Raw genomic sequence first — 22157 nt, 5'->3', positions numbered from 1 at the left:
TCTTTTAATATCCAGAGAACGCGAATGTTGGGCTTCGCAAGCTCAGCCCAACCTACAAACTATTCTAAGAACTCTTCTGGAGTTAATCTAGCAATATATTCAAAAGTATATTCACCAACTGGAAGCAGATCATTCTTGTTGTCAGATTTAACGTGAATATTAAAATCGTAGATTGTTCCTGTGCCAGCACTAATAGCGCAAGGAGGTAGTCCGATAGGTGAGGAAGTTAGTTGTACGCTGACATTTGGCGAGCTATCCATTACAGGATCAAAATGACCGCTTCCGGTGAAATTTCTCACTGGCCGCTTTAGTCGGATAACAATACTTCCAGAGCTATAATCACCAGAGCATTTCGTACTTTCCTGTGACACAACTTCTACAGCATGTTCTCTTTCTGCCCTTAAGTTGTCTATAGCTCTGATTTCCTCAACGGCATTAGTATTTACATCTTGCCCTTTACGCTGTGATGAAAACTCTAAAAATCTGTCTGTTTGATAGATTACTATACGTTGACCAGTATATTCTGTTGCTTCTCTAAGTAATTCAATCCTAGGGCCAGTAGTTTTCCCTGATAACTTTTCCCACCAATCTTCTTTTCGTTCAGACGTGACAAATAAGATTGGCTTTGATTTCTCCTTCGAGTAATTAAGGATTTGCTTCCAGAGAAAATAATCGCCATAGGGTCTATCACCATCCTTATCATCATCTAGATAACCAGGAGGGATTTTTTTGTTTTTTCTTTCTTCAGCCTCGGCAGAAATGGAAGAAAGTTGATCATCAGGAAATGGATTGCCAATAGCGCCCGCAAAAAGTGATGCGACTTTTTCTAAAACGGCATCTTCTTTAAGAAAGTTCGGATGATTGGTTTTTGCCTCATCTACAGTTTTCTGAGCTTTATTAATGCTAGGTGTAATTTCTTCAAGCATTTGCTCTGCAACATTGGCAGGAATTATTCTATTCCCTTTAAGTTGATTAACTGTAGCCTCAATAGAATTGCGTAATTTTTCTATTTCGTCTTTAGCTTCTTTAAAGGTTTTATTGGATGAAACAATAACTTTATTTCTGTTTCGGAAGAATTCTTCAGCAGCTTGTCTAGATAGCCAAAGTTCTCCTTCAAAATTCTCTATGCTTTCCAGTAGACTGCTTCTTGTACTGTCATGGTAACGATATAAGTCCAATAATACGTTGGCATCAACAGTTAGTACTCCATCCTTCCATATTTTATCAGTCTCTTCAGTATCAGGCTTGAAGTACCAAGAAAAAGTGTTTTTCATTATCCCCCCCAGTAAAAAATAATGTTTCTTATATCTTAAATAAAGAGCGTTGATCTTATCTATCTAGATAGATGGGTTAAAGATAACGTGTTATTACCATTGATGTGACAGTGCTTCTCCGAAGTTTTTTAACGTCTGATAATGATTACTCTAATCAAGCCTGCATGCCATTATGATTAATTAGCTCTGAGATTATTTTACGGAGTCAGGGGGCACCGGTCCATCAATTTCATGAGATAAGGCTCAGAAAAACGGTGTTTTTTGCGCTTGCACACATCTTGATTCCATTTATAGCGATGATCTACGAAAAGATTACCAAAAAAAGCCCCTTGGGAGGGGCTCTGCTGTTATTAGCATCTCGTAGGTCGGACCGGTAAGTTCAGCCCAAGATTAATACCCTTGCTGGTGCACATCCATCACGGCGCGACCGGACGGGTCGGCCATCTCCTTGAACTTGGCATCCCACTCAAGAGCCGTGGGGGTGGAGCAGGCGACCGACTTGCCATAAGGCACTGTGCGGGCGGCCGCTTCCAGCGGGAAGTGCTCGTCGAAGATGGCGCGATAGTAGTAGGCCTCCTTGGTGAGCGGGGTGTTGATGGGGAAGCGGAACGCCGCCGCCTCGAACATCTGATCCGTCACCTCGACCTCGACCATGGCTTTCAGGCTGTCGATCCAGGAGTAACCCACGCCGTCGGAGAACTGCTCCTTCTGACGCCAGGCCACCTCGTGGGGCAGCAGCTCCTCGAAGGCTTCGCGCAGGATGTGCTTCTCGATCTTGCCGTTGCCGCACATCTTGTCGGCGGGCTGCAGGCGCATCGCCACATCCATGAACTCCTTGTCGAGGAAGGGCACGCGGCCTTCCACGCCCCAGGCGGCCATCGACTTGTTGGCGCGCAGGCAGTCATAGAGGTGCAGGGAGGCGAGCTTGCGCACGTTCTCTTCGTGGAATTCCCGGGCGTTCGGCGCCTTGTGGAAATAGAGGTAACCACCGAACAGCTCGTCCGAGCCCTCACCCGAGAGCACCATCTTGATACCCATCGCCTTGATGTAGCGGGCCATCAGATACATCGGCGTGGAGGCGCGGATGGTGGTGACGTCATAGGTCTCGAGGTGATAGATGACATCCGTCAGCGCATCCAGCCCTTCCTGCACCGTGAAGTGGATCTGGTGATGGATGGTGTTCAGATGGTCGGCCACCTTGCGGGCGGCGGCGAGATCCGGCGAGCCTTCCAGCCCGACCGCGAAGGAGTGCAGCTGCGGCCACCAGGCTTCGCTCTTGCCATCGTCTTCCACCCGGCGGGCGGCGTAGAGCTTGGTGATGGCGGAGATGACGGAGGAATCGAGACCGCCGGAGAGCAGCACGCCATAGGGCACGTCACACATCAGCTGACGCTTGACCGCCGCTTCCAGCGCGGCTTTGAGCTCGGCCTTGTCGCTGACGTTCTGTTCGACCGCGTCGTATTCCATCCAGTCGCGCTGGTACCACTGCTTGAGCTCGCCATCCTTGCTCCAGAGGTAATGTCCGGGCGGGAAGGTTTCGACGCTCTTGCACACCGGCACCAGGGCCTTCATCTCGGAGGCGACATAGAAGTTGCCGTGCTCGTCGCGGCCGGTATAAAGCGGGATTATCCCCATGTGATCGCGGCCGATGAGATAGGCATCCTGCTCCGCGTCATAGAGGATGAAGGCGAAGATGCCGTTGAGATCGTCCAAGAAGGCCGGGCCCTTCTCCTTGTAGAGTGCCAGCAGCACCTCGCAGTCGGAGTGGGTCTGGAACTGGAAGTCGACCTTGAGGCTCTTCTCGAGTTCTTTGTGGTTGTAGATCTCGCCGTTGACGGCCAATACGTGGGTGCGCTCGGGGTTGTAGAGCGGCTGTGCGCCATTGCCCGGATCGACGATGGCCAGGCGCTCGTGCACCAGTATGGCCTTGTCGGAGCTGTAGACGCCGGACCAGTCGGGGCCGCGGTGACGCAGTCGCTTGGACATCTCCAGGGCCGATTTGCGCAGGGCTGCTGCATCGGATTTGATGTCCAGAATGCCGAAAATAGAACACATTGGCGGTAATCCTCTTGATTTTTATGTGAGCCCCCCACGTTTGGGCTCGAAATTCCATTTACATTCCTCGCCAATCACAATGCCTAGCGTAAAACCCTTTTGCAAGCGGGAAAACCGCACAAAATCATGCCGCAAGCGTCAAGCTGGCGGCATGGACAAGCGGCAGGAAAAGGGCGGGTGCTTGACGTGCGCGTCAGGCCGCGGCGGGTTCGAAGATCACATAGAGTTTGCGGCAAGGGATGAGGGTCTCCCATTCGCCGACGAAGCCCGCCGGGATGACGAACTGATCCCCCGCCTTGAGGTGCAGCTGGCCGCCCTGGCCGTCGTGGATCCGCGCCTCACCCTCCAGCAGCTGGCAATATTCGTGCTCTGTGTAGTGGACGGCCCAGCGGCCCGGCTCGCAGGCCCAGAAGCCCACGTGAAACTGCTGACTCGGATCCGAGTAGTGATTCCACAGGGTCTGGCTCGGATTGCCCTCCCTGATGCGATCGCTCGGAGGGGTCAGCGGGGTGGGGGAGACGGGGTGCTGGTCCAGCAGGATCCAGTCATTCAGGTTCTTCATGGGGCTTCCTTGCGATGGCGGAGAGGGCAACGGGATCGTCCCGATCCCGTTTTCGTTTACTTTTCTTAACAATGTTGCAGTTAAGTTAAACGATCTGCCTCCCCTTGCCAAGGGGGCGCCCTGCCGGGGCATGAGGATGCCCCGAGTGCGGGCTCAGACGATATCGATGTCGACCACGGAGTCGAAGATGTGGTTCGGGCGGAACGGCATGCGGTCGATGTCGGCCACCTTGCTCACGCCGGACAGCACCAGCACGGTTTCGAGGCCGGCCTGGAAGCCCGCCAGTATGTCGGTGCGCAGGTTGTCGCCGATGATGATGGTGTCATCGGAGTGCGCCTCCATCCGGTTGAGCGCCGCCCGGATGATCCAGGCACTCGGCTTGCCCACGTAGAAGGGCTTCTTGCCGGTCATCCGCTCGATGGGGGCACACAAGGCGCCGCAGGCGGGGTACATCATGGGGCCGTGGGTATCGGGGTTGGTGGCGATGAAGCGCGCCCCCTGATCCACGAACTTGGCGCCCAGCTGCATCATGGTCCAGTTGTAGTTGCGGGTCTCGCCCACCACCACGAAGTCGGGATCGATGTCGGTGATGGTGAAGCCGGCCTTGTAGAGCTCGTGGGTCAGGGCTCCTTCGCCGATCACATAGGCCTTCTTGCCATCCTGGCGCTTGAGGAAGTCGGCGGTGCCCATGGCGGAGGTATAGAAGCACTCTTCGGGTACCTCGATGCCGGCGGAGCGGAAGCGGTTCTGCAGATCTTTCTGGGTCTGGGCCGGGTAGTTGGTGAGAAACAGCAGCTTGCTGCCCTGCTCCAGCAGGCGATGGACGAAACGGTCGGCGCCGGGCACCAGATCGTTGTTGTGCAGTATGACGCCGTCGATATCACAGATGACGTTTTTCTTCATAAGAACTCCTTGTAGGGCGCAAGAGCGGACGCGAGGCGGGCGCCGACTTTGAATGTCTTCAATCGGTTATGATTTTTTGTGTCGCCATTATAAGGCGCTTTGATGACAAGTCTCCCCCGCCGCGCCAGATAGGTGCACAATGGGGGCAGAGGGAGGGCGCCTCAAGGGGGCGCCCGTACTGGGTCTGACGATGGAGCCGTCATCATGGATAACTTTATTGCCGGCTTGCCCAAGCTGGAACTGCATCTGCATATCGAAGGCACGCTCGAGCCTGAGCTGATGTTTGCCATGGCCAGCCGCAACGGGGTGGCCCTGCCCTGGCCCGATGTCGAGAGCCTGCGGGCCGCCTATGAGTTCGACTGCCTGCAATCCTTCCTCGACCTCTACTACCGCGGCGCCAGCGTGCTCATCACCGAGCAGGATTTCTTCGATCTCACCTGGGCCTACCTAGAGCGCTGCGCCGCCGAGCAGGTGGTGCACGTGGAGATCTTCTTCGATCCCCAGGCTCACAGTGCCCGCGGCATCCCCTTGGCCACAGTGCTCGGCGGCATAGAGCGGGCGCTGCAGGCAGGGGAGCTGGCCTTTGGCATCAGCTGGCGGCTGATCATGAGCTTCCTGCGCCACTTGAGCGAGGAAGAGGCCTTCGTCACCCTGCGCGAGGCCGAGCCCTTCCTGGAGCGGATCCACGGCATCGGGCTCGATTCGGGGGAGCTGGGCAACCCACCCACCAAGTTTGCCGGGGTCTTCGCCCAAGCCAGGGCGCTGGGGTTGCCGGTGGTGGCCCATGCCGGGGAGGAGGGGCCGGTGTCTTACATCTGGCAGGCCATCAACGAGCTGCAGGTGAGGCGCATCGATCACGGGGTGCGCTGTGTCGACGACCCCGAACTGCTGCGCTACCTGTCGGACACCCGCTTGCCGCTCACCGTCTGCCCGCTCTCCAACACCCGGCTCAAGGTGTTCGCGCAGATGGCCGATCACAACGTGCTCCAGCTGCTGGAACAGGGGCTGTGCGTCACTATCAATTCCGATGATCCCGCCTACTTCGGCGGCTACATGGCCGCCAACTTCCAGGCGCTGGTGGCGGAGCTCGGCGCCAGCCGGGAGCAGCTCTGCCGGCTGTCCCTCAACGGGGTGGAGGCGAGCTGGCTCGATCTGGCGGACAAGGCGCGGTTGACCCGGGAGATCCTATGCTACGCCGCCTGTCATGGGGTCACCCTCAACTAGGGGCCGCGGTGAACGGCTGCCGCCGCGACAAAGCACAACGCGCCCTCAGGGGCGCGTTGGTTTTTATGGCTTGTTGGCTCGCCGACTCTACTCAGGCGGATTGCGGCTCGCGGCTCTCTTGATAGAGGGGGTAGTCGGTCAGCCCCTGCTCGGCGCCGCCAAACAGGGTGGCCGGATCGTGCGGGGCCCAGGGGTAGCCGTGGCGCAGCCGGTTCGGCAGATCCGGGTTGGCCACGAAGGGGCGACCGAAGCCAATCATGTCGGCCCAACCCGCCTGTAACGCGGCCCGTGCCCGGGCGCCGTCATACTTGCCCGCATAGATGAGGGTGTTGGGGAAGGCAGCCCGCAGCCCCTGCTTGAAGTCCTCCGGCATCAGCGGGGCGTCGTCCCAGTCCGCCTCGGCGATGTGCAGATAGGTCACGTCGAGCTCTCCCAGCAGCCTGGCAGCGGCCAGATAGGTCTCCTGTGGATTCGCATCTACGGTGCCGTTGAGGGTGGTGAGCGGGGCGAGCCGCACGCCGACCCTATCCGCCCCGATCTCGCCGCTGACCGCTTGTGTCACTTCTCTCAGGAAGCGCAGCCGGTTTGCCAGCGAGCCGCCGTAGCCGTCGGTGCGGGCATTGGACTCGGAGTCGAGGAACTGGTTGATGAGGTAGCCGTTGGCGGCGTGCAGTTCTATGCCATCGAAGCCGGCCAACATGGCGTTGCGGGCGGCCTGGCGGAACTGGCCGACCACGGCGTCGATGTCTTGCTGGCTCATGGCGCGCGGGGTGGCGGTCTCGACGAAGCCGGGGGCGTCGCTGCCGTTGTCGACGAACACCCTGACGCCGGCGGCCGGGATGGCCGAGGCCGAGATGGGCTGGGCGCCGCCGATGTTGTCCGGATGGGTGACCCTACCCACGTGCCAGAGCTGGGCGAAGATGGTGCCACCCTTGGCGTGCACGGCCTCGGTGACCAGTCTCCAGCCCGCGATCTGCTCGGCGCTATGGATGCCAGGTGTCCAGGCGTAGCCCTTGCCAAGGGGATCGATCTGGGTGCCTTCGCTGACGATGAGGCCGGCTTCGGCGCGCTGGGCGTAATAGGTGGCCATCATGGCGTTGGCCACATCGCCGGGCTGGCTGGCGCGGGAGCGGGTCATGGGCGGCATGACGATTCGGTTGTTAAGGTGCAGCTGGCCGAGGCGCAGGGGGCAGAACAGGGCATCGTGTGGCATGTTGAGTTCCTCATGGTGGGATTGAGGCGACTCTACCCCCCGGTGTCATTGTGAAAAAGAGGGGTAATTGCAGAAGAGAATTGTCGCTCACGCAGCAATTTGCCTAGCACCATGAGAAAGAGGGCCAACAGGCCCTCTCTTCATATTCAGGCATGGCAGAACTATCAGCCGTTCAGCGGGGTCACCCGCACCCGCTCGATGCGCCGCTCGCTCACCGCCAGCACCTCGAAGCAGAGCTGGCCGAGGCGCAGTTGCTGGCCCACGTCGGGCAGGACGCCGAAGTGGGAGAGCAGCATGCCCGCCAGGGTTACATACTCGTCGCTGTCGCTCACCAGGCCATCGCACTCCAGCACCTGCTCCACATGGTGGATGTTGGTGCTGCCGTTGATGAGCCAGCCCTCGCCGTCGGGCACTATGTCCGGGGTCTCGTCCTCGTCCGGCAGTTCGCCGACGATGGCCTCCAGCAGATCGTGGGTGGTGACCAGCCCCTGGATGACGCCGAACTCGTCCGCCACCAGGATGAGGCTGCCCTTGGCCTGGCGCAGCTCCGCCAGCAGCCGGATCACGTTGATGGTCTGCGGCACTATGATGGGGTCGTTCTGCTTGGCGAGCTGGGCGAGGGACTGGCCCTCGTTCAGGGCAAACAGCAGATCCCGGGCCTTGACCACGCCGATGATCTCGTCCAGCTCCCCGTCGCAGACCGGGAACAGGCTGTGGGGTGCCCGTTGCAGCAGGGCGCGGATCTCGTCGATGGAGTCGTTGAGGTCGATCCACTCCATCTCGGCGCGAGGGGTCATGATGGTACGAATGGACCGCTCCGCCAGGGAGAGCACCCCGGTCACCATGTAACGCTCTTCGTCCCCGAAGCTGATGGGGCGGGGGGCACCCTGATCCTCTTCCTCATCCTGCTGCTGGAGCTGGCTGGCCCGGCTGCCGCCCATCAGCTTGAAGATGGCGGCCGTGGTGCGCTCGCGCAGGGGCTGCCTGGACTCATGGCGCTGGGTACTGCGCTGGGCGAGCTGGTTGAAGAACTCGATCAGCACCGAGAAGCCGATGGCGGCGTAGAGATAGCCCTTGGGGATGTGGAAGCCGAAGCCTTCGGCCACCAGGCTGAAGCCGATCATCAGCAGGAAGCTCAGGCAGAGCACCACCACGGTCGGGTGGGCGTTGACGAAGCGGGTCAGCGGCTTGGAGGCGAGCACCATCACCACCATGGCGATGGTCACGGCGGCCATCATGACGCCGAGGTGATCCACCATGCCGACCGCGGTGATGATGGAGTCCAGCGAGAAGACCGCATCCAGCACCAGGATCTGGGCGATCACCACCCCAAAGCCGGCATAGACGCCGGCCGGGCCTTGTTCCTCCGGCTTGGCCTCCAGCCGCTCGTGCAGCTCTGTGGTGGCCTTGAACAGCAGGAACAGGCCACCGCCCATCAGGATCAGATCCCGGCCGGAGAAGGCGAACTCACCGAGTTGCAGCAGGGGCTGGGTGAGCGTGACCAGCCAGGACATGATGCTGAGCAGCCCGAGGCGCATCAGCAGGGCCAGCGACAGGCCGATGAGCCTCGCCTTGTCCCGCTGGGCGGGGGGCAGCTTCTTCACCAGGATGGCGATGAACACCAGGTTGTCGATCCCGAGCACTATCTCCAGGATGATCAGGGTGAACAGACCGACCCAGATGGCAGGGTCCAGTAAAAATTCCATGACATGACCTCAATTGAACAGACGCAGATGGCGGCAAGGGTGCCGAACTAGAAAGCGATAGCGACGGCGCGATTCAGAGGCGTTGGTTGAGCAGATAGAGATAGGTTTTGACGGGGGGAATAAATGAGCAACTTCGAGGGTTGTCCATGATGGGCAACTGTACCTTTTAGCGAAAATGAGTCCCGATGATAACGGGAATGGCGGCGTTGGCAAGGGGGATGATGCGATTGCCGGTCGATGGGCGAAGGCCGGCAAGGGCCTTCGCCACGGGGCAGATCAGAGCCAGCGCTTCTCGCGAGTGAAGCAGACCGAGAGCCAGGCATCGCCCAGGGTGTCACCGAGGCGGGACCAGAGCTCCTGGCGCAGGGCGTCCTGGCGCTCGACGGGCCACTCCTGATCCGGGGCGACCAGGATGTTGAGTTCGAGATCGAAGCGGCGCCCGCTCTTGGCCAGATGGCTGTAGCACTCGATGCCATGGCGCTGACGCAGGGCCTCGATCTCGTGCTCGACCCGCTGGGGCACATCCCCCTTGGGCGCCACTTTCAGCACCTCCCGCAGGTTGCGGCTCAGCACCTTGATGGGGATCATTGTGGCGCACAGGGCGAGCAGGGTGACCAGCACGGGGTCTATGTAGCGGTTGTAGTGGCCGTAACCGATGGCCTCGAGGCCGATGGCGACCACGAAGCCGATGAGCAGGGTGGCGCTGAGCAGGGTGTCGACCAGCCACTCCTTGGAGTCGACCCGCACCAGTTCGGAGTCGAGCCGCTCGGCGACGCCGGCCTCGATCCGGTAGATGATGGCGCAGAAGAAGGTGCAGACGGCGGCGTAGATGAGGGCGTGGCCGAGATCGATCTCCCGTCCGCCCTCCAGCAAGGAGGTGATGCCGCTATAGAAGGCGCCGAGGCAGAGCAGCAGGATGACGGTGCCGTTGATGACGTTGGTGATGGGTTCGAAGTGGGCGTAGCCGTACTGGAAGCGATCGTCGGAGGGGCGGGTCACCAGGTAGGCGGTGATTAACCCTAAACCCGTCATGCCCATGCTAAACAGGGTGAAGATGCCATCGAGCATGATGGCGTTGGAACCGACGAACAGGCCGTAGCCGATCCCGAAGATGGCGAAGCTGATGCAGCCGAACAGTGACAGGGTCAGAGCCTGTTTCTCGGTGCTGACAAACGTACTGATAACATGGCTGTGGTGAGCCATAAAAGTCCTCCTTTCAAATGGTGAAGATTGCAGAGCGCAAGCGGTTTTCTAGCTGATATACTGCCCGCTCAGTGAGCGGATCGGCCAAGGCAGCCCGATAGAGGCGGGCCTGGCGGTCGTTGTCGCCGGAGTTCCGGCATCAAGCAAAGGATGGGAACAAGGATTCATGATCCCGAGACTCGATTACCAGGACAGTTTGTCACCCACAACCCTGCAGTTTCTTGAGTTGCTAGGACGCAGCGCATTTCGTGGTGATATCGAAAAGTCTTATGCAAGCCGGTTGGCGATGGCGACGGATAACAGCGTCTATCAGGTCGTACCTCAGGCGGTTCTCTATCCGCGCAGCGCGGATGACATTGCGGTCATGCTCAGGTTGGCTCAGGAGAGCGCCTATGCCGCCTTGAGTTTTTTCCCTCGCGGCGGCGGCACCGGCACCAATGGCCAGTCCCTGGGCGGCGGCATTATCGTCGATCTCTCGCGCCATATGAACCAGATCCTGGAAATTAATCTGGAGGAGGGCTGGGTACGGGCCCAGGCCGGGGTGATCAAGGATCAGCTCAACGCCTATTTGAAACCCCACGGCTACTTCTTCTCGCCGGATCTCTCCACCTCCAACCGAGCCACTTTAGGGGGCATGGTCAATACCGATGCCTCGGGGCAGGGCTCCCTGGTGTACGGCAAGACCTCGGATCACGTGCTGGGCTTGAAAGCCGTGCTGGAGAACGGCGATCTCATGACCACGGAGCCTGTCACCGGCTCGCGTCTTGCCGACAAGCTGGCCCTCGAGAATCGGGAAGGGGAGATCTACCGCACCCTGTACCGCATCGGTAAGGAGCGCCGCGCCGACATAGAGGCGATCTTCCCCAAGCTCAACCGCTTCCTGACCGGTTACGATCTCAAGCATCTCTATCAGCCCGACAGCGACACCCTGGATGTGAGTCGGGTGTTGTGCGGCTCTGAAGGCTCGCTCGGCTTCATCACCGAGGCCAGACTCAATATCACGGCCATTCCGCGCTATCGCACCCTGGTCAACGTCAAGTACGACAGCTTCCCGTCCGCCCTGCGCAACGCCCCCTTTATGGTGCAGGCCCACGCCCTGTCGGTGGAGACGGTGGACTCCCGGGTGCTGGGGCTGGCCCGCGCCGACATCATCTGGCACTCGGTCAAGGCGTTCATTGAGGACGTGCCCGGCAAGGATCTGCAGGGGCTCAACATCGTCGAGTTTGCCGACACCGATGAAACCGAGCACCAGACCAAGGTGGCCGAGCTGTGCCGGCGCATCGATGGGCTGTTGGCGCGCGGCGAGGCCGGCATCATCGGCTATCAGGTGTGCAGCCACCTGCCGAGCATCGAGACCATCTACGGCATGCGCAAGAAATCGGTGGGGCTGCTCGGCAACGCCGAGGGGCGCAAGAAGCCGGTGGCCTTCACCGAAGATACCGCAGTGCCGCCGGAATCCCTCGCCGACTTCATCATGGAGTTTCGCGCCCTGCTCGACGGCCATGGCCTCGACTACGGCATGTTCGGCCACGTCGATGCCGGCGTGCTGCACGTGCGGCCGGCGCTGGACTTGTGCGATCCCGAGCAGGAGGTGCTGCTGCGCCGCATCTCGGATCAGGTGGTCGCGCTCACCGCCAAATATGGTGGCCTGATGTGGGGCGAGCACGGCAAGGGCTTTCGCTCCGAGTACAGCCCCGCCTTCTTCGGCGAGCTGTGGGAGGAGTTGCAGCGGGTGAAAGGGGCCTTCGACCCCGACAACCGCATCAACCCCGGCAAAATTTGTATACCTTATGGCAGCGGTGCCGAGCTGGTGTCGGTGGATGGGCCCAAGCGCGGCAAGTTCGACCGCCAGATCCCGATTGCGGTGCGGACAAGCTACACCCGCGCCATGGACTGCAACGGCAACGGCCTCTGCTTCACCTTCGAGACCGACTCCCCCATGTGCCCCTCGGTCAAGATCAGCAAGGACAGACGCCACTCGCCGAAAGGCCGGGCGGGCCTGATGCGCGAATGGCTGCGCCAGCTGGCGGAGCAGGGCTTCGATCCCCTCGCGGAAGAGGTGGCGCTGCAAAGCGGCGGACTGCGCATCAAGGCCATCGTCGACAAGTTCCGCAATACGGTGGCCCGCGCCCGTGGCCAGTATGACTTCTCCCACGAGGTGATGGAGGCGATGGAGGGGTGTCTCGCGTGCAAGGCGTGCACCAGCCAGTGCCCCATCAAGGTGGATGTGCCCAATTTCCGCGCCCGCTTCATGCAGCTCTATCACAGCCGCTATCTGCGCGGTCCCAAGGATTACTTCGTCGGCACCGTCGAGAGTTATGCGCCGCTGCTGGCCAAGGCGCCGAAACTGGTCAACTTCTTCCTGGAGAAGGAGTGGGCCCAGAAGGCGACCGAGAAGAGCATCGGCATGGTGGATGTGCCGCTGCTCTCGGTGCCGACCCTGGCCGACGCCCTGCGCGATCACCGCGCCCGCTACTTCGATCTGCCGGGCCTCGAGGCCATGACGGCAGAGCAGCGTGCCAAAGTGGTGCTCATAGTGCAGGATCCCTTCACCAGCTATTACGATGCCCCCGTGGTGCGCGACCTGGTGAGACTCGCCAGCAAGCTGGGCTATCAACCCTATCTGCTGCCGTTCAAGCCCAACGGCAAGCCGCAACACGTGAAGGGATTCCTGCGTGCCTTCGCCCGCACCGCGGCCAACAGTGCCCAGTTCCTCAACAAGATCGCGGCCCTTGGCATCCCCATGGTGGGGGTGGATCCCTCCCTGGTGCTCTGCTACCGGGATGAGTATGTGAAGGCGCTGGGCGCCGCCCGTGGCGACTTCCAGGTGCTGTTGCCCCAGGAGTGGCTGCTCTCTCTTCCGACAGACACCTTGCCCGCCCCTGAAGCCAAAGTTGTGGATGGCGAGCAGGCCGAACCCTGGTATTTGTTTGCCCACTGCACCGAGAAGACCGCCAAGCCCTCGACCCACGGCGACTGGAGCACGCTGTTCGGCCGCTTCGGCGCCAAATTGCAGCCGGTCTCGGTCGGTTGCTGCGGCATGGCAGGCACCTATGGTCACGACGCCAAGCAGGTGGACAACTCCAAGGGGATCTACTCCTTAAGCTGGGCCGAGCCGTTGGCCCGCTTGCCGAAAACCCGCTGCCTCGCCACCGGCTATTCCTGCCGCAGCCAGGTCAAACGCATGGAAGGGGAGAAACTCAAGCACCCGCTGCAGGCCTTGCTGGAACTGCTCTGATGCTGAGCCTGCCCAAACGGTTCCGGGTGCCGCCCGCCTTTCGGCACCCGCACTTCCTGCTGCTGCCGACCAGCCCGGAGCAGGCGGTGGTGGAGTTCGTCGCCATGTTGCGGGAGCGGCAGCAGCTGCAACAGCTGTTTCGGCCAGACGATGTCTGGCCCTCCGCCCACTTCAGCCTGGGCCAGCACGAGGCCGACCTGGAGTGGCAGCGCTCCGAGTTTCTGGCCAAGCGCTCCTTCGCCTATGGCCTCTGGAGTCCGGAGCGGGAGCCCCAGTTCTGGGGAGGCGTCTATCTCTACCCCTCGGTGTTGCCGGAGGTGGAGGTGGAGCTGTTCTTCTGGAAGGTGGCCGAGGCACCGCTCAGCGATGGCGAGCTGGAGCGCGAGTTGCGCGCCTGGCTTGGCAAGACGTGGCGCTGGTCAGCCCCGCGTCTGCCGGGGCGGGAGCTGCCCTGGGCCGAGTGGCCAGGGGTGACCTACCCCTGGTGAGTCGGTTATCATTTTTGCCGGATGCCCTGCACTGCGGGGCATCTCTTCTTGTGCGTTCTCTCTGACGCAGCATGTTTCAACCCATTGATCATACAAGGAGTCATCTCGTCATGAACCAAGATATCGCCCCCATCTGGCGCAAGCCCATGAGCCTCGACGGGCTCAATGCCAGCTCCCGCAATACCCTGATGGCCCATCTCGACATCCGCTACACGGCCTTTGGTCCCGACTGGCTGGAGGCCACCATGCCGGTGGATCACCGCACCCATCAGCCGCTCGGCATGCTGCACGGCGGCGCCTCCGTGGTGCTGGCGGAAACCCTCGGATCCTTGGCGGCCAATATGGCGGTCGGGCCGGATAGCTACTGTGTGGGGCTGGAGGTCAACGCCAACCATCTGCGGGCCAAGCGGGAAGGGGTGGTGACAGGGCGCTGTTCGCCCCTGCATCTGGGGGCCACGACCCAGGTCTGGCAGATTGAAATTCGGGATGAAAGGGCGCGTTTATTGTGCACCAGTCGACTGACCATGGCGGTGCTCAAACACAAGCGGGGCAAGGACTCCAGCGAGGAGTGATCTGCAATAACGCATCAGTAGTGAAAAATAAGCAAGCCATAGTCGCAAGATCCCTCTATAATTGCCAACGTCTTGAGAGGCTTATCACATTTTTCAAGACAGCAGAACAAAGTGGCGCTATAATCGCCGCCTTTTTGCTATTCCGCGGTGCTTAGCCGCCTGCCTTACTCTGGAAGAATCTATGTCTGATACCCATACCGAACAAATGCCCCTTTTTAGTGAGCTTGGACTGGCCGCGCCTGTATTGAAAGCGCTGCAAGACGTGGGCTATGAGCGCCCGTCACCGATCCAGGCCGCAGCAATCCCCCACCTGATGGCGGGACACGATCTGCTGGGGCAGGCGCAAACCGGTACAGGGAAGACCGCTGCTTTTGCCTTGCCTCTGCTCTCCCGTCTGGAAGCTGGTAACCGCAATACCCAGGTTTTGGTGCTGGCACCGACTCGTGAACTGGCGCTGCAGGTTGCCGAGGCGTGCCAACGTTACGCCAAGCACATGCCTGACTTCCATGTTCTGCCTATCTACGGTGGTTCCTCTTACGAAACCCAGACCCGCGCGCTGCGTCGTGGTGCTCAGGTTGTCGTCGGTACCCCGGGCCGTGTGATGGATCTGATCCGTCGCAAGAACCTGGACCTCTCCGGCCTGAAAGCCCTGGTTCTGGACGAAGCCGATGAAATGCTGCGTATGGGCTTCATCGACGACGTGGACTGGATCATGGAACAGTGCCCGGCCACCCGTCAGGTTGCCCTGTTCTCTGCCACCATGCCGGACCAGATCCGTCGTGTTGCCCAGAAGCACCTGAAGCAGCCCAAAGAGATCAAGATCATCACCAAGACGTCCACTGCACCGACCATCCGCCAGCGCTACTGGCAGGTAACCGGTCTGCACAAGCTGGACGCCATGACCCGTCTGCTGGAAGTGGAACCGTACGAGGCTGTGCTGGTCTTCGTGCGCACCAAGAACGCGGCCGAAGAGCTGGCCGGCAAGCTGGCCGCCCGTGGTCACGCCTGTGAAGCCCTGCACGGTGACATTCCGCAGAAGCTGCGTGAGCGTACCGTCGACAAGCTGCGTCAAGGCCAGCTGGACATCCTGATCGCCACCGACGTCGTCGCCCGTGGTCTGGACGTCGAGCGCATCACTCACGTGGTGAACTACGACATTCCGTACGATACCGAATCCTACGTTCACCGTATCGGCCGTACCGGCCGTGCCGGTCGTAAGGGTGAGGCCATCCTGTTCGTGGCTCCCCGCGAGCGCCGCATGCTGCGCGCCATCGAGCACGCTACTCGTCAGGCCATCGAGCCGATGAAGATGCCGAGCACCGAGGACATCAACCAGCACCGCATGACCAAGTTCAAGGAGCGCATCCGGGAAACCATGATGGGCGAAGAGCTTGAGATCTACGTGAACCTGGTGAACGAGCTGATCGAAGAAGATTCTGCCGATCCGCTGGAGCTGGCTGCCGCCCTGGCCAAGCTGGTGCAGGGTGACCAACCGCTGCTGCTGGATGACTCCATCACTGAACCGGCAAGCGATCGTGCTGGCCGTGAGTTCGAGCGCCGTGACTTCGGTGATCGTGCTCCCCGTGATTTCGCCGACCGTGGTGATCGTCCTGCCCGTCGCATGCCGTCCCTGGAGCCGCGTCCGCTCAAAGACAATCCTGACGTAGAGATGGAGCGTTACCGCGTAGACGTGGGTGCTAACCACGGTGTCAAGCCGGGCCAGATCGTTGGCGCCATCGCCAACGAAGCGAACATCGAGAGCCGTTTCATCGGTAACATCGATATCGCCGATGACTTCTCCACCGTCGATCTGCCCAAGGGCATGACCGCTGATGTGCTGGAAGTGATCAAGAAGGCCCGTGTCTGTCAGCGTCCGCTGCAGATCAGCCACTACACCGAAGTGCCGGCCGGTAGCAACACTGCTCCCCGTCCGTCCAGCGATCGTCCCGCCTTCAACAAGGACCGCCCTTTCAACAAGGATCGTCGTCCCAGCGGTGACCGTCCGTTCAACAAGAGCGGGGAGCGCCGTGAAGGTGGCTTCAACAAGGATCGCAAGTTCGGTGGCCCCAAGCGCCGCGACAGCTAAGTCCAGATCGCACTGATAAAAGGCCGCTCATCGAGCGGCCTTTTTTATGGACATTGGCCAGGGTGGTGGGAAGGCTGAGCCGCTCTTATCTTCTCTACGCCAACGGGGGCTCTCTTCATCTCGTATCCCGTGAGCGGCGATGGCAGAAGAGGAGCAGGGGCGTTTTGCTGGGTTTGAGGGGATTGTGCCCTGATCGCCCATGAGCCACTCAGCTATGGCCAGAGGGAGGCGGCGAGGGGCCTGCTCGCTCCCTATTTATAGCTGGAATGGTCCTCTGAGGGGCTGTGCTAGGTTGGCAGTAGGGCAGTAGGGCAGTAGGGCAGTAGGGCAGTAGGGCAGTAGGGATCAAGGTAGCAGCAGTAGGGAGCAAGGGGGTTGTTGGCTAATCCAGGCACCTCTCTGGGTGAGCAGGAGGGAGTCCGCTCGGCCATCTCATTAGGCCGAGGTGCCTCCCTGTAGAGACAAAAAAGGCGACCCTGTGGTCGCCTTTTCGTATGCAGCTATCTTATTGCTGACTCAGAGCACCATGGCGGCAATCCAGCCGAAGATGATGAGCGGGATGTTGTAGTGGATGAAGGTGGGCACCACGCTGTCCCAGATGTGATCGTGCTGACCATCGGCGTTGAGGCCCGAGGTCGGGCCCAGGGTCGAGTCGGAGGCGGGAGAGCCCGCATCCCCCAGCGCACCGGCGGCCCCCACCAGGGCGATGGTGGCCATGGGGGAGAAGCCGAGGTGGATGCACAGCGGCACATAGATGGTGGCGATGATGGGCACGGTGGAGAAGGAGGAACCTATCCCCATGGTGATCAGCAGGCCAACCAGCAGCATCAGGAAGGCGGCGAGCCCTTTCTGATCCCCGATCACCGCAGAGACGGATTGCACCAGGCTCTCCACCCCATGGGTCTCTTTCATCACGGCGGCAAAGCCGGCGGCGGAGATCATGATGAAACCGATGAGGGACATCATGCGCACGCCCTGGGTGAAGGCATCCTGGCTCTCGCGGAACTTGATGACGCCGCCACAGGTGAAGATGACGAAGCCGGCCAGGGCACCGAGTACGATGCTGTTGGTCATCAGCTGCAGCCCCAGGGCGACGGCGATGGCCAGCAGGGCGACCCAGATGTGGTTGAGGTTGAGCTCGACCGTCTCCGGCTCGGCGGCCAGGATCTTCTCCAGATCATACTGGCGTGGCTTGCGGTAGGTGATGAAGACCGCGATCAGCAGGCCGATAAACATGCCCAGCACCGGAATGGCCATCGCCAGCGGCAGCTGGCCATGCTCGACCGGCACGCCGTTATCGATCAGGTTCTTGGCCAGGATGTTGTTGAGGAAGATGCCACCAAAGCCCACCGGCAACAGCATGTAGGTCGCGGTCAGGCCGAAGGTGATGACGCAGGCCACCTGGCGGCGATCGATCTGCATCTGGGCCATGACGTGCAACAGCGGCGGGATCAGGATGGGAATGAAGGCGATGTGTACCGGGATCAGGTTCTGGGAGGAGATGGAGACCCCCAGCACGGAGGAGAGCAGCAGGGTCTTGACCCAGAGGATGCGAGAGGTACTGGCATCCTTGCCCAGCTGACTGATCACCTTGCGGGCCAGCAAGTCGGTGATCCCGGAGCGGGAGATGGCAACCGCGAAGGCCCCCAGCATGGCATAGGAGAGGGCGATCTCGGCGCCGCCACCCAGGCCACCACTGAAGGTGCTGAGCGTCGTCTCCAGTGAGAGTCCGCCGACCAGGCCGCCCACGATGGCGCCGATGGCGAGAGAGACCACCACATTGATCCGCAGCAGGCTGAGCACCAGCATCAGCGCAACCGCGATAACAACAGGATTCATTTGATTTCCTTATAGATTGTGTTGCTGTCTGTCGTGTGAAAGTCAGCTAGTTTGCGAAAAACGTGACAAATGTCGAGAAAAAAATCGGCAAAATAGCCTCTTCACGGCATTCCTGCCGAGCTAATCCGGAATGGCCGGGATGGAATGCTAAAAACGGTGCTGGATGGCCCTGTTTATGCCGTTCTGGTCGAACCAGATGGCATGAGACGGTGCCCAGCGGCCTCATGGAAAGAGGCTGCCATGGCAGCCTCTTTCTCATGCTCCGGCGCGACTACTGGGGGCTGTCGTCGGCGGGAACTTCATCCGGGTTGACCGGTGGCCAGCCGCCCAGACTCTTCCAGCGGTTGACGATATGACAGAACAGCTCGGTGGTGCGCTCGGTGTCATACAGGGCGGAGTGCGCCTCTTTGTTGTCAAACGGGATGCGGGCGCTCTGACACGCCTTGGCCAGCACCGTCTGGCCCAGGGCCAGGCCGGAGAGGGCGGCGGTATCGAAGGTGGCGAAGGGGTGGAACGGATTGCGCTTGAGGCCGGCCCGCTCGGCGGCGGCCATCACGAAGCCGTGATCGAAGGTGGCGTTGTGGGCCACTATGATGGCGCGGCCGCAGTCGTGCTCCTTCATTCCCTTGCGAATGCCCTTGAAGATCTCGGTCAGCGCTTCTCTCTCGCTGACGGCACCGCGCAGCGGATTGAAGGGATCGATGCCGGTAAACTCCAGCGCCGCCTTCTCCAGGTTGGCGCCTTCGAATGGCTCGACATGAAAATGAAAGACCTGATCGGGCAGGAGCCAGCCCTGCTCATCCATCTTGAGGGTATAGGCGGCGATCTCCAGCAGGGCGTCGGTGCTGGCATTGAACCCGGCGGTTTCAACATCGATGACGACGGGGTAGAAGCCACGAAAGCGGCCCTTGAGGGTGTGAACGGCGTCGGTCATGGTATCTCGGTCGGCGTGAAAGAAGGCGGCATTATGGCAAAAAAGCGCGCCCTTGTCCCCCCGGACGACCGGTCAGCGGCGGCCTGGCCCGCGATTTTTGGCCGATGCACTGCCGCTTGCCAGTCTGAGGCCACTCGCTCGGCTTTTCTCCTCAGGCCACATTGGTTTGTTGCTAAAGCTTGCCCAGCCCCTGCCGATACCTAATCCGAGATCGTATGGAGGGCAAGCCGTTGAATGCTTGGGTGTTAGGGTTGGTCAGCATATCAGTGAGTATGCAGTTGCAGGCGGGGGTCACCGAATTTGGTGCCGGCCTGGATCAATCCGTCTGGCGTTTGACCTCGGACACCCAGGTGGAGTGTCGCCTCGAGCACCCCATTCCCCGCTGGGGCACGGGGGCCTTCGTCAGCCGTGCCGGTCGCAAGATCAACCTGGATTTCGAGCTGAAGGGGCAACGGCCCCAGGCGCGAACCCAGCGAGTGAGCCTCGGCATCATGCCCCCCATCTGGCGACCTGGCGTGGCTGGCCGCGAGATCAGCCAGCTGCAGTTCTACCAGCAGTTTGACGGCCTGGTGGCCGGCCAGACCGCCTGGACCATGCTGGATGAGCTGGAGGGGGGGCGCATGCCCACCTTCCAGTATCGCGACTGGTATCGCCAGGACAGGCCGGTGCGGGTGTCGCTCTCCTCGGTCAACTTCAGAGTTAAATACCAGGCCTTCATGGACTGCCTGAGCGGCCTGCTGCCTTACAACTTCAACGACATCGCGTTCAGCGTGCTCTCCTATGACAAGAACAGCGACGAGTTGTCGCCCGCCTCCAAGCGGCGGCTGGCGATGATCGGCGAGTATCTGAAGGCGGACAAGAGCATAGACGTGGTGGTGATCGACGCCTACAGCGACAGCTATGGCGGGCGCTGGCCCAATCAGAAGCTCTCCGAGAAGCGGGCCGACGCCATCAAGCAGGTGTTTATGGATCTTGGCGTCGAGGAGGGCAAGATCTCGGTGGAGGGGCACGGTGAGAAGCAACACGTGGCATCCAACGAAACCGAAGGTGGCCGTGCCAAGAACCGGCGCGTGGTGATCAACATGGGGCGCAACGGCACCATCTGAGTGACGGCGCCGCCTCTTATCCTCTCTGCCTATCCCAGGCTGTCTCATGTCGCCGCTTGTCGCCGCTTGTGCCTCGTTGCCTTCGAAGGCATGTTCTTCCCGTACGACGGCCATAAAAAAAGCCAGTCAGCTGAGCTGACTGGCTTTTTATTGGAAAACGCCGGCTTATTTGGCCAGGGAGTCCGGCAGGTTCTCGCGGATCTTGCCGAGCATCTCTTTCAGGACGCGCGGGTTGGCAACCACAATGTTGCCGGAGTTTTCGTAGTTGTGACCACCGACGAAGTCGGTGACGATGGCACCGGCTTCCTTGGCCAGCAGCTCACCGGCGGCAGTTTCCCAAGGCTTGAGGCCGATTTCCCAGTAGCCGTCGATGCGGCCGGCGGCCACATAGGCCAGATCCAGCGCGGGGGAGCCGGCGCGACGGATATCGGCACACTCGATGAACATGCTCTGGAACATCTTCAGATAGGGTTCGATGTGGTGCTTCTGCTTGAACGGGAAACCGGTCGCCAGTACGGTGCCAGCCATCTCTTTGGCCTTGCCGACACGGATGCGGTAGCCGTTCAGCTGGGCGCCGTTACCACGAGTCGAGGTAAACAGCTCGTCACGGATAGGATCGTAAACGACGGCTTGTTCGGTCTTGCCCTTGACGCGCAGGGCGATGGAGACGGCAAAGTGCGGAATGCCTTTGACCAGGTTGGTCGTGCCATCCAGTGGGTCAATGATCCATTGGTAGTCCGGATTGGTACCGGCAATCTCACCAGACTCTTCAGCGATGATGCTGTGTTCCGGGTAAGATTTTTTGATGGTGTGAATGATGGCCGCTTCGGCTTCACGGTCAACGTTGGTCACGAAGTCATGGCTGCCTTTCTGGATAGCCTCGATATTCTCAGGCTGGGAGAAGGCTTTTACTACAACTTGACCGGCGTTGCGCGCAGCGCGCACGGCGATATTCAGCATCGGATGCATAGGTTCACCACTGGATGTTAAAGAACGGGGGACAAAAGGACGCGGTATCTTATCAGGATATTCAGGAATGGCAACCGTTATACATGGGTTCCTGCGCGTTGACGATTGCCAGATCTGACGGCTCCAATAAAGGCTCTTTTTGGTCTAGTCTTATCGCGGCAGCTGAATAACAGGCTGTGGTGAGCATAGGGATATGAACCATGAATCTGTCATTAATCAGTCAAAAACCATCGGCTGCGACGGCACAGGGAGTGCTGATCGCGTTGCAAGCCGTCAGTGGTGAGGGTCATTGCGTCGACGAGGTGCGCGTCGTTCAACCGGCACAATGGCGGCCGGAGCCGGGGGAGGCCGCCATCCTGTTGCAGGAAGAGGATGATGTTGCCTGGCCCGAGTTTGCCTGGCCGCCCGGCAATGCACCTCTGGGTCTGCCCGTCCTGCCGCTGCGAGTGAGCCGTCAGGCCGACAACCTGCCCACCCAGGGGCCGGATGTGCGGGATCCGCGTTTCTATTTCGTCTCCAACGGCATTGTGCTGGATGAGGCCGAGCTGGCGGATCCCGCCTGCAGCCGTGTGCTGCAGAGCAAGCTGGAGTCCTATTTCCCCCTGCTGGCCCGTCTCACCCTGCTGCGCCAGCGCCAATCCGCGGGGCTGCTCAGCTAGTTATCTCCACTGATGGACTGTTCAAGCGGCGCAATATTTGTCATAACTGACCGGTATTGCGCCGCTGCTCTGTGTCACTCTCAGGGTCGACGGACACGGCGAACAGGATGGCGATCAACGGAGAAT

Annotated in this window: 17 protein-coding genes; 7 read left to right on the top strand and 10 right to left on the bottom strand. The window is 60.3% G+C overall.

Translation table 11 applies throughout. The annotated features are described in order from the left end of the window. Positions 1 to 59: 59 nt before the first annotated feature. The 4 genes from KW825_RS10140 to KW825_RS10125 all read right to left on the bottom strand — a co-directional run bounded on the left by KW825_RS10140 (position 60) and on the right by KW825_RS10125 (position 4794). The gene (locus KW825_RS10140; protein WP_218329114.1) at positions 60 to 1274 is read right to left on the bottom strand and encodes a PIN domain-containing protein; all 1215 of its coding nucleotides are present in this window, start codon (positions 1272 to 1274) and stop codon (positions 60 to 62) included. Positions 1275 to 1664: 390 nt separating this feature from the next. After that, a complete protein-coding gene (gene asnB / locus KW825_RS10135; protein ID WP_218329113.1) occupies positions 1665 to 3329 on the bottom strand; it encodes an asparagine synthase B in 1665 nt (554 codons plus the stop codon). Positions 3330 to 3522: 193 nt separating this feature from the next. Then, entirely contained in the window at positions 3523 to 3891 is a 369-nt protein-coding gene (locus KW825_RS10130) for a cupin domain-containing protein (protein WP_218329112.1), read from the bottom strand. A gap of 153 nt (positions 3892 to 4044) precedes the next feature. Continuing rightward, positions 4045 to 4794 carry an HAD-IIA family hydrolase gene (locus KW825_RS10125; protein WP_042652456.1) on the bottom strand — a complete coding sequence of 250 codons (750 nt, stop codon included), beginning with the start codon at positions 4792 to 4794 and terminating at the stop codon, positions 4045 to 4047. 204 nt (positions 4795 to 4998) lie between these two features. Here KW825_RS10125 and KW825_RS10120 point away from each other — a divergent pair, with 204 nt between their 5' ends. Then, complete coding sequence (locus KW825_RS10120) at positions 4999 to 6018, top strand: adenosine deaminase (protein ID WP_218329111.1); 1020 nt, start codon at positions 4999 to 5001, stop codon at positions 6016 to 6018. 91 nt (positions 6019 to 6109) lie between these two features. Here KW825_RS10120 and KW825_RS10115 read toward each other — a convergent pair whose 3' ends face one another. The 3 genes from KW825_RS10115 to KW825_RS10105 all read right to left on the bottom strand — a co-directional run bounded on the left by KW825_RS10115 (position 6110) and on the right by KW825_RS10105 (position 10140). Continuing rightward, positions 6110 to 7231 carry an alkene reductase gene (locus KW825_RS10115; protein ID WP_218329110.1) on the bottom strand — a complete coding sequence of 374 codons (1122 nt, stop codon included), beginning with the start codon at positions 7229 to 7231 and terminating at the stop codon, positions 6110 to 6112. A gap of 164 nt (positions 7232 to 7395) precedes the next feature. Continuing rightward, complete coding sequence (locus KW825_RS10110) at positions 7396 to 8937, bottom strand: TerC family protein (protein WP_218329109.1); 1542 nt, start codon at positions 8935 to 8937, stop codon at positions 7396 to 7398. A gap of 276 nt (positions 8938 to 9213) precedes the next feature. Further along, the gene (locus KW825_RS10105; RefSeq protein ID WP_218290887.1) at positions 9214 to 10140 is read right to left on the bottom strand and encodes a cation diffusion facilitator family transporter; all 927 of its coding nucleotides are present in this window, start codon (positions 10138 to 10140) and stop codon (positions 9214 to 9216) included. 166 nt (positions 10141 to 10306) lie between these two features. Here KW825_RS10105 and KW825_RS10100 point away from each other — a divergent pair, with 166 nt between their 5' ends. The 4 genes from KW825_RS10100 to KW825_RS10085 all read left to right on the top strand — a co-directional run bounded on the left by KW825_RS10100 (position 10307) and on the right by KW825_RS10085 (position 16524). Further along, positions 10307 to 13378, top strand: coding sequence for an FAD-binding and (Fe-S)-binding domain-containing protein (locus KW825_RS10100; RefSeq protein ID WP_218329108.1), 3072 nt, complete (start codon positions 10307 to 10309; stop codon positions 13376 to 13378). Then, on the top strand, positions 13378 to 13866 hold the full coding sequence (locus KW825_RS10095; RefSeq protein ID WP_218329107.1) for a hypothetical protein: 489 nt from the start codon (positions 13378 to 13380) through the stop codon (positions 13864 to 13866). The genes KW825_RS10100 and KW825_RS10095 overlap by 1 nt, the downstream gene beginning before the upstream one ends. Positions 13867 to 13976: 110 nt before the next feature. Next, positions 13977 to 14438 carry a hotdog fold thioesterase gene (locus KW825_RS10090; protein WP_218329106.1) on the top strand — a complete coding sequence of 154 codons (462 nt, stop codon included), beginning with the start codon at positions 13977 to 13979 and terminating at the stop codon, positions 14436 to 14438. A 181-nt stretch (positions 14439 to 14619) separates the two neighbouring features. After that, positions 14620 to 16524, top strand: a complete 1905-nt coding sequence (locus KW825_RS10085) for a DEAD/DEAH box helicase (RefSeq protein ID WP_218329105.1) — start codon at positions 14620 to 14622, stop codon at positions 16522 to 16524. A gap of 516 nt (positions 16525 to 17040) precedes the next feature. Here KW825_RS10085 and KW825_RS10080 read toward each other — a convergent pair. Further along, positions 17041 to 18363: a Na+/H+ antiporter family protein gene (locus KW825_RS10080; protein ID WP_218290891.1), complete on the bottom strand. Its 1323-nt coding sequence runs from the start codon at positions 18361 to 18363 to the stop codon at positions 17041 to 17043. 271 nt (positions 18364 to 18634) lie between these two features. Further along, positions 18635 to 19297, bottom strand: coding sequence for a ribonuclease T (gene rnt / locus KW825_RS10075; protein WP_042652445.1), 663 nt, complete (start codon positions 19295 to 19297; stop codon positions 18635 to 18637). A gap of 230 nt (positions 19298 to 19527) precedes the next feature. Between rnt and KW825_RS10070 the strand changes: the two genes are divergently transcribed. Further along, a complete protein-coding gene (locus KW825_RS10070; protein ID WP_218329104.1) occupies positions 19528 to 20403 on the top strand; it encodes an OmpA family protein in 876 nt (291 codons plus the stop codon). Between the two features lie 165 nt (positions 20404 to 20568). On the opposite strand, the gene suhB is transcribed toward KW825_RS10070, so the two are convergent. Then, a complete protein-coding gene (gene suhB / locus KW825_RS10065) occupies positions 20569 to 21372 on the bottom strand; it encodes an inositol-1-monophosphatase (RefSeq protein ID WP_042652443.1) in 804 nt (267 codons plus the stop codon). Between the two features lie 200 nt (positions 21373 to 21572). Here suhB and KW825_RS10060 point away from each other — a divergent pair, with 200 nt between their 5' ends. Next, a complete protein-coding gene (locus KW825_RS10060) occupies positions 21573 to 22031 on the top strand; it encodes a hypothetical protein (RefSeq protein WP_218329103.1) in 459 nt (152 codons plus the stop codon). Positions 22032 to 22157 lie beyond the last annotated feature (126 nt).

The organism is Aeromonas sp. sif2433, from assembly GCF_019218705.1.
Lineage (GTDB): Bacteria > Pseudomonadota > Gammaproteobacteria > Enterobacterales > Aeromonadaceae > Aeromonas > Aeromonas encheleia.
This window is presented reverse-complemented; position numbering and strand designations above follow the sequence as displayed.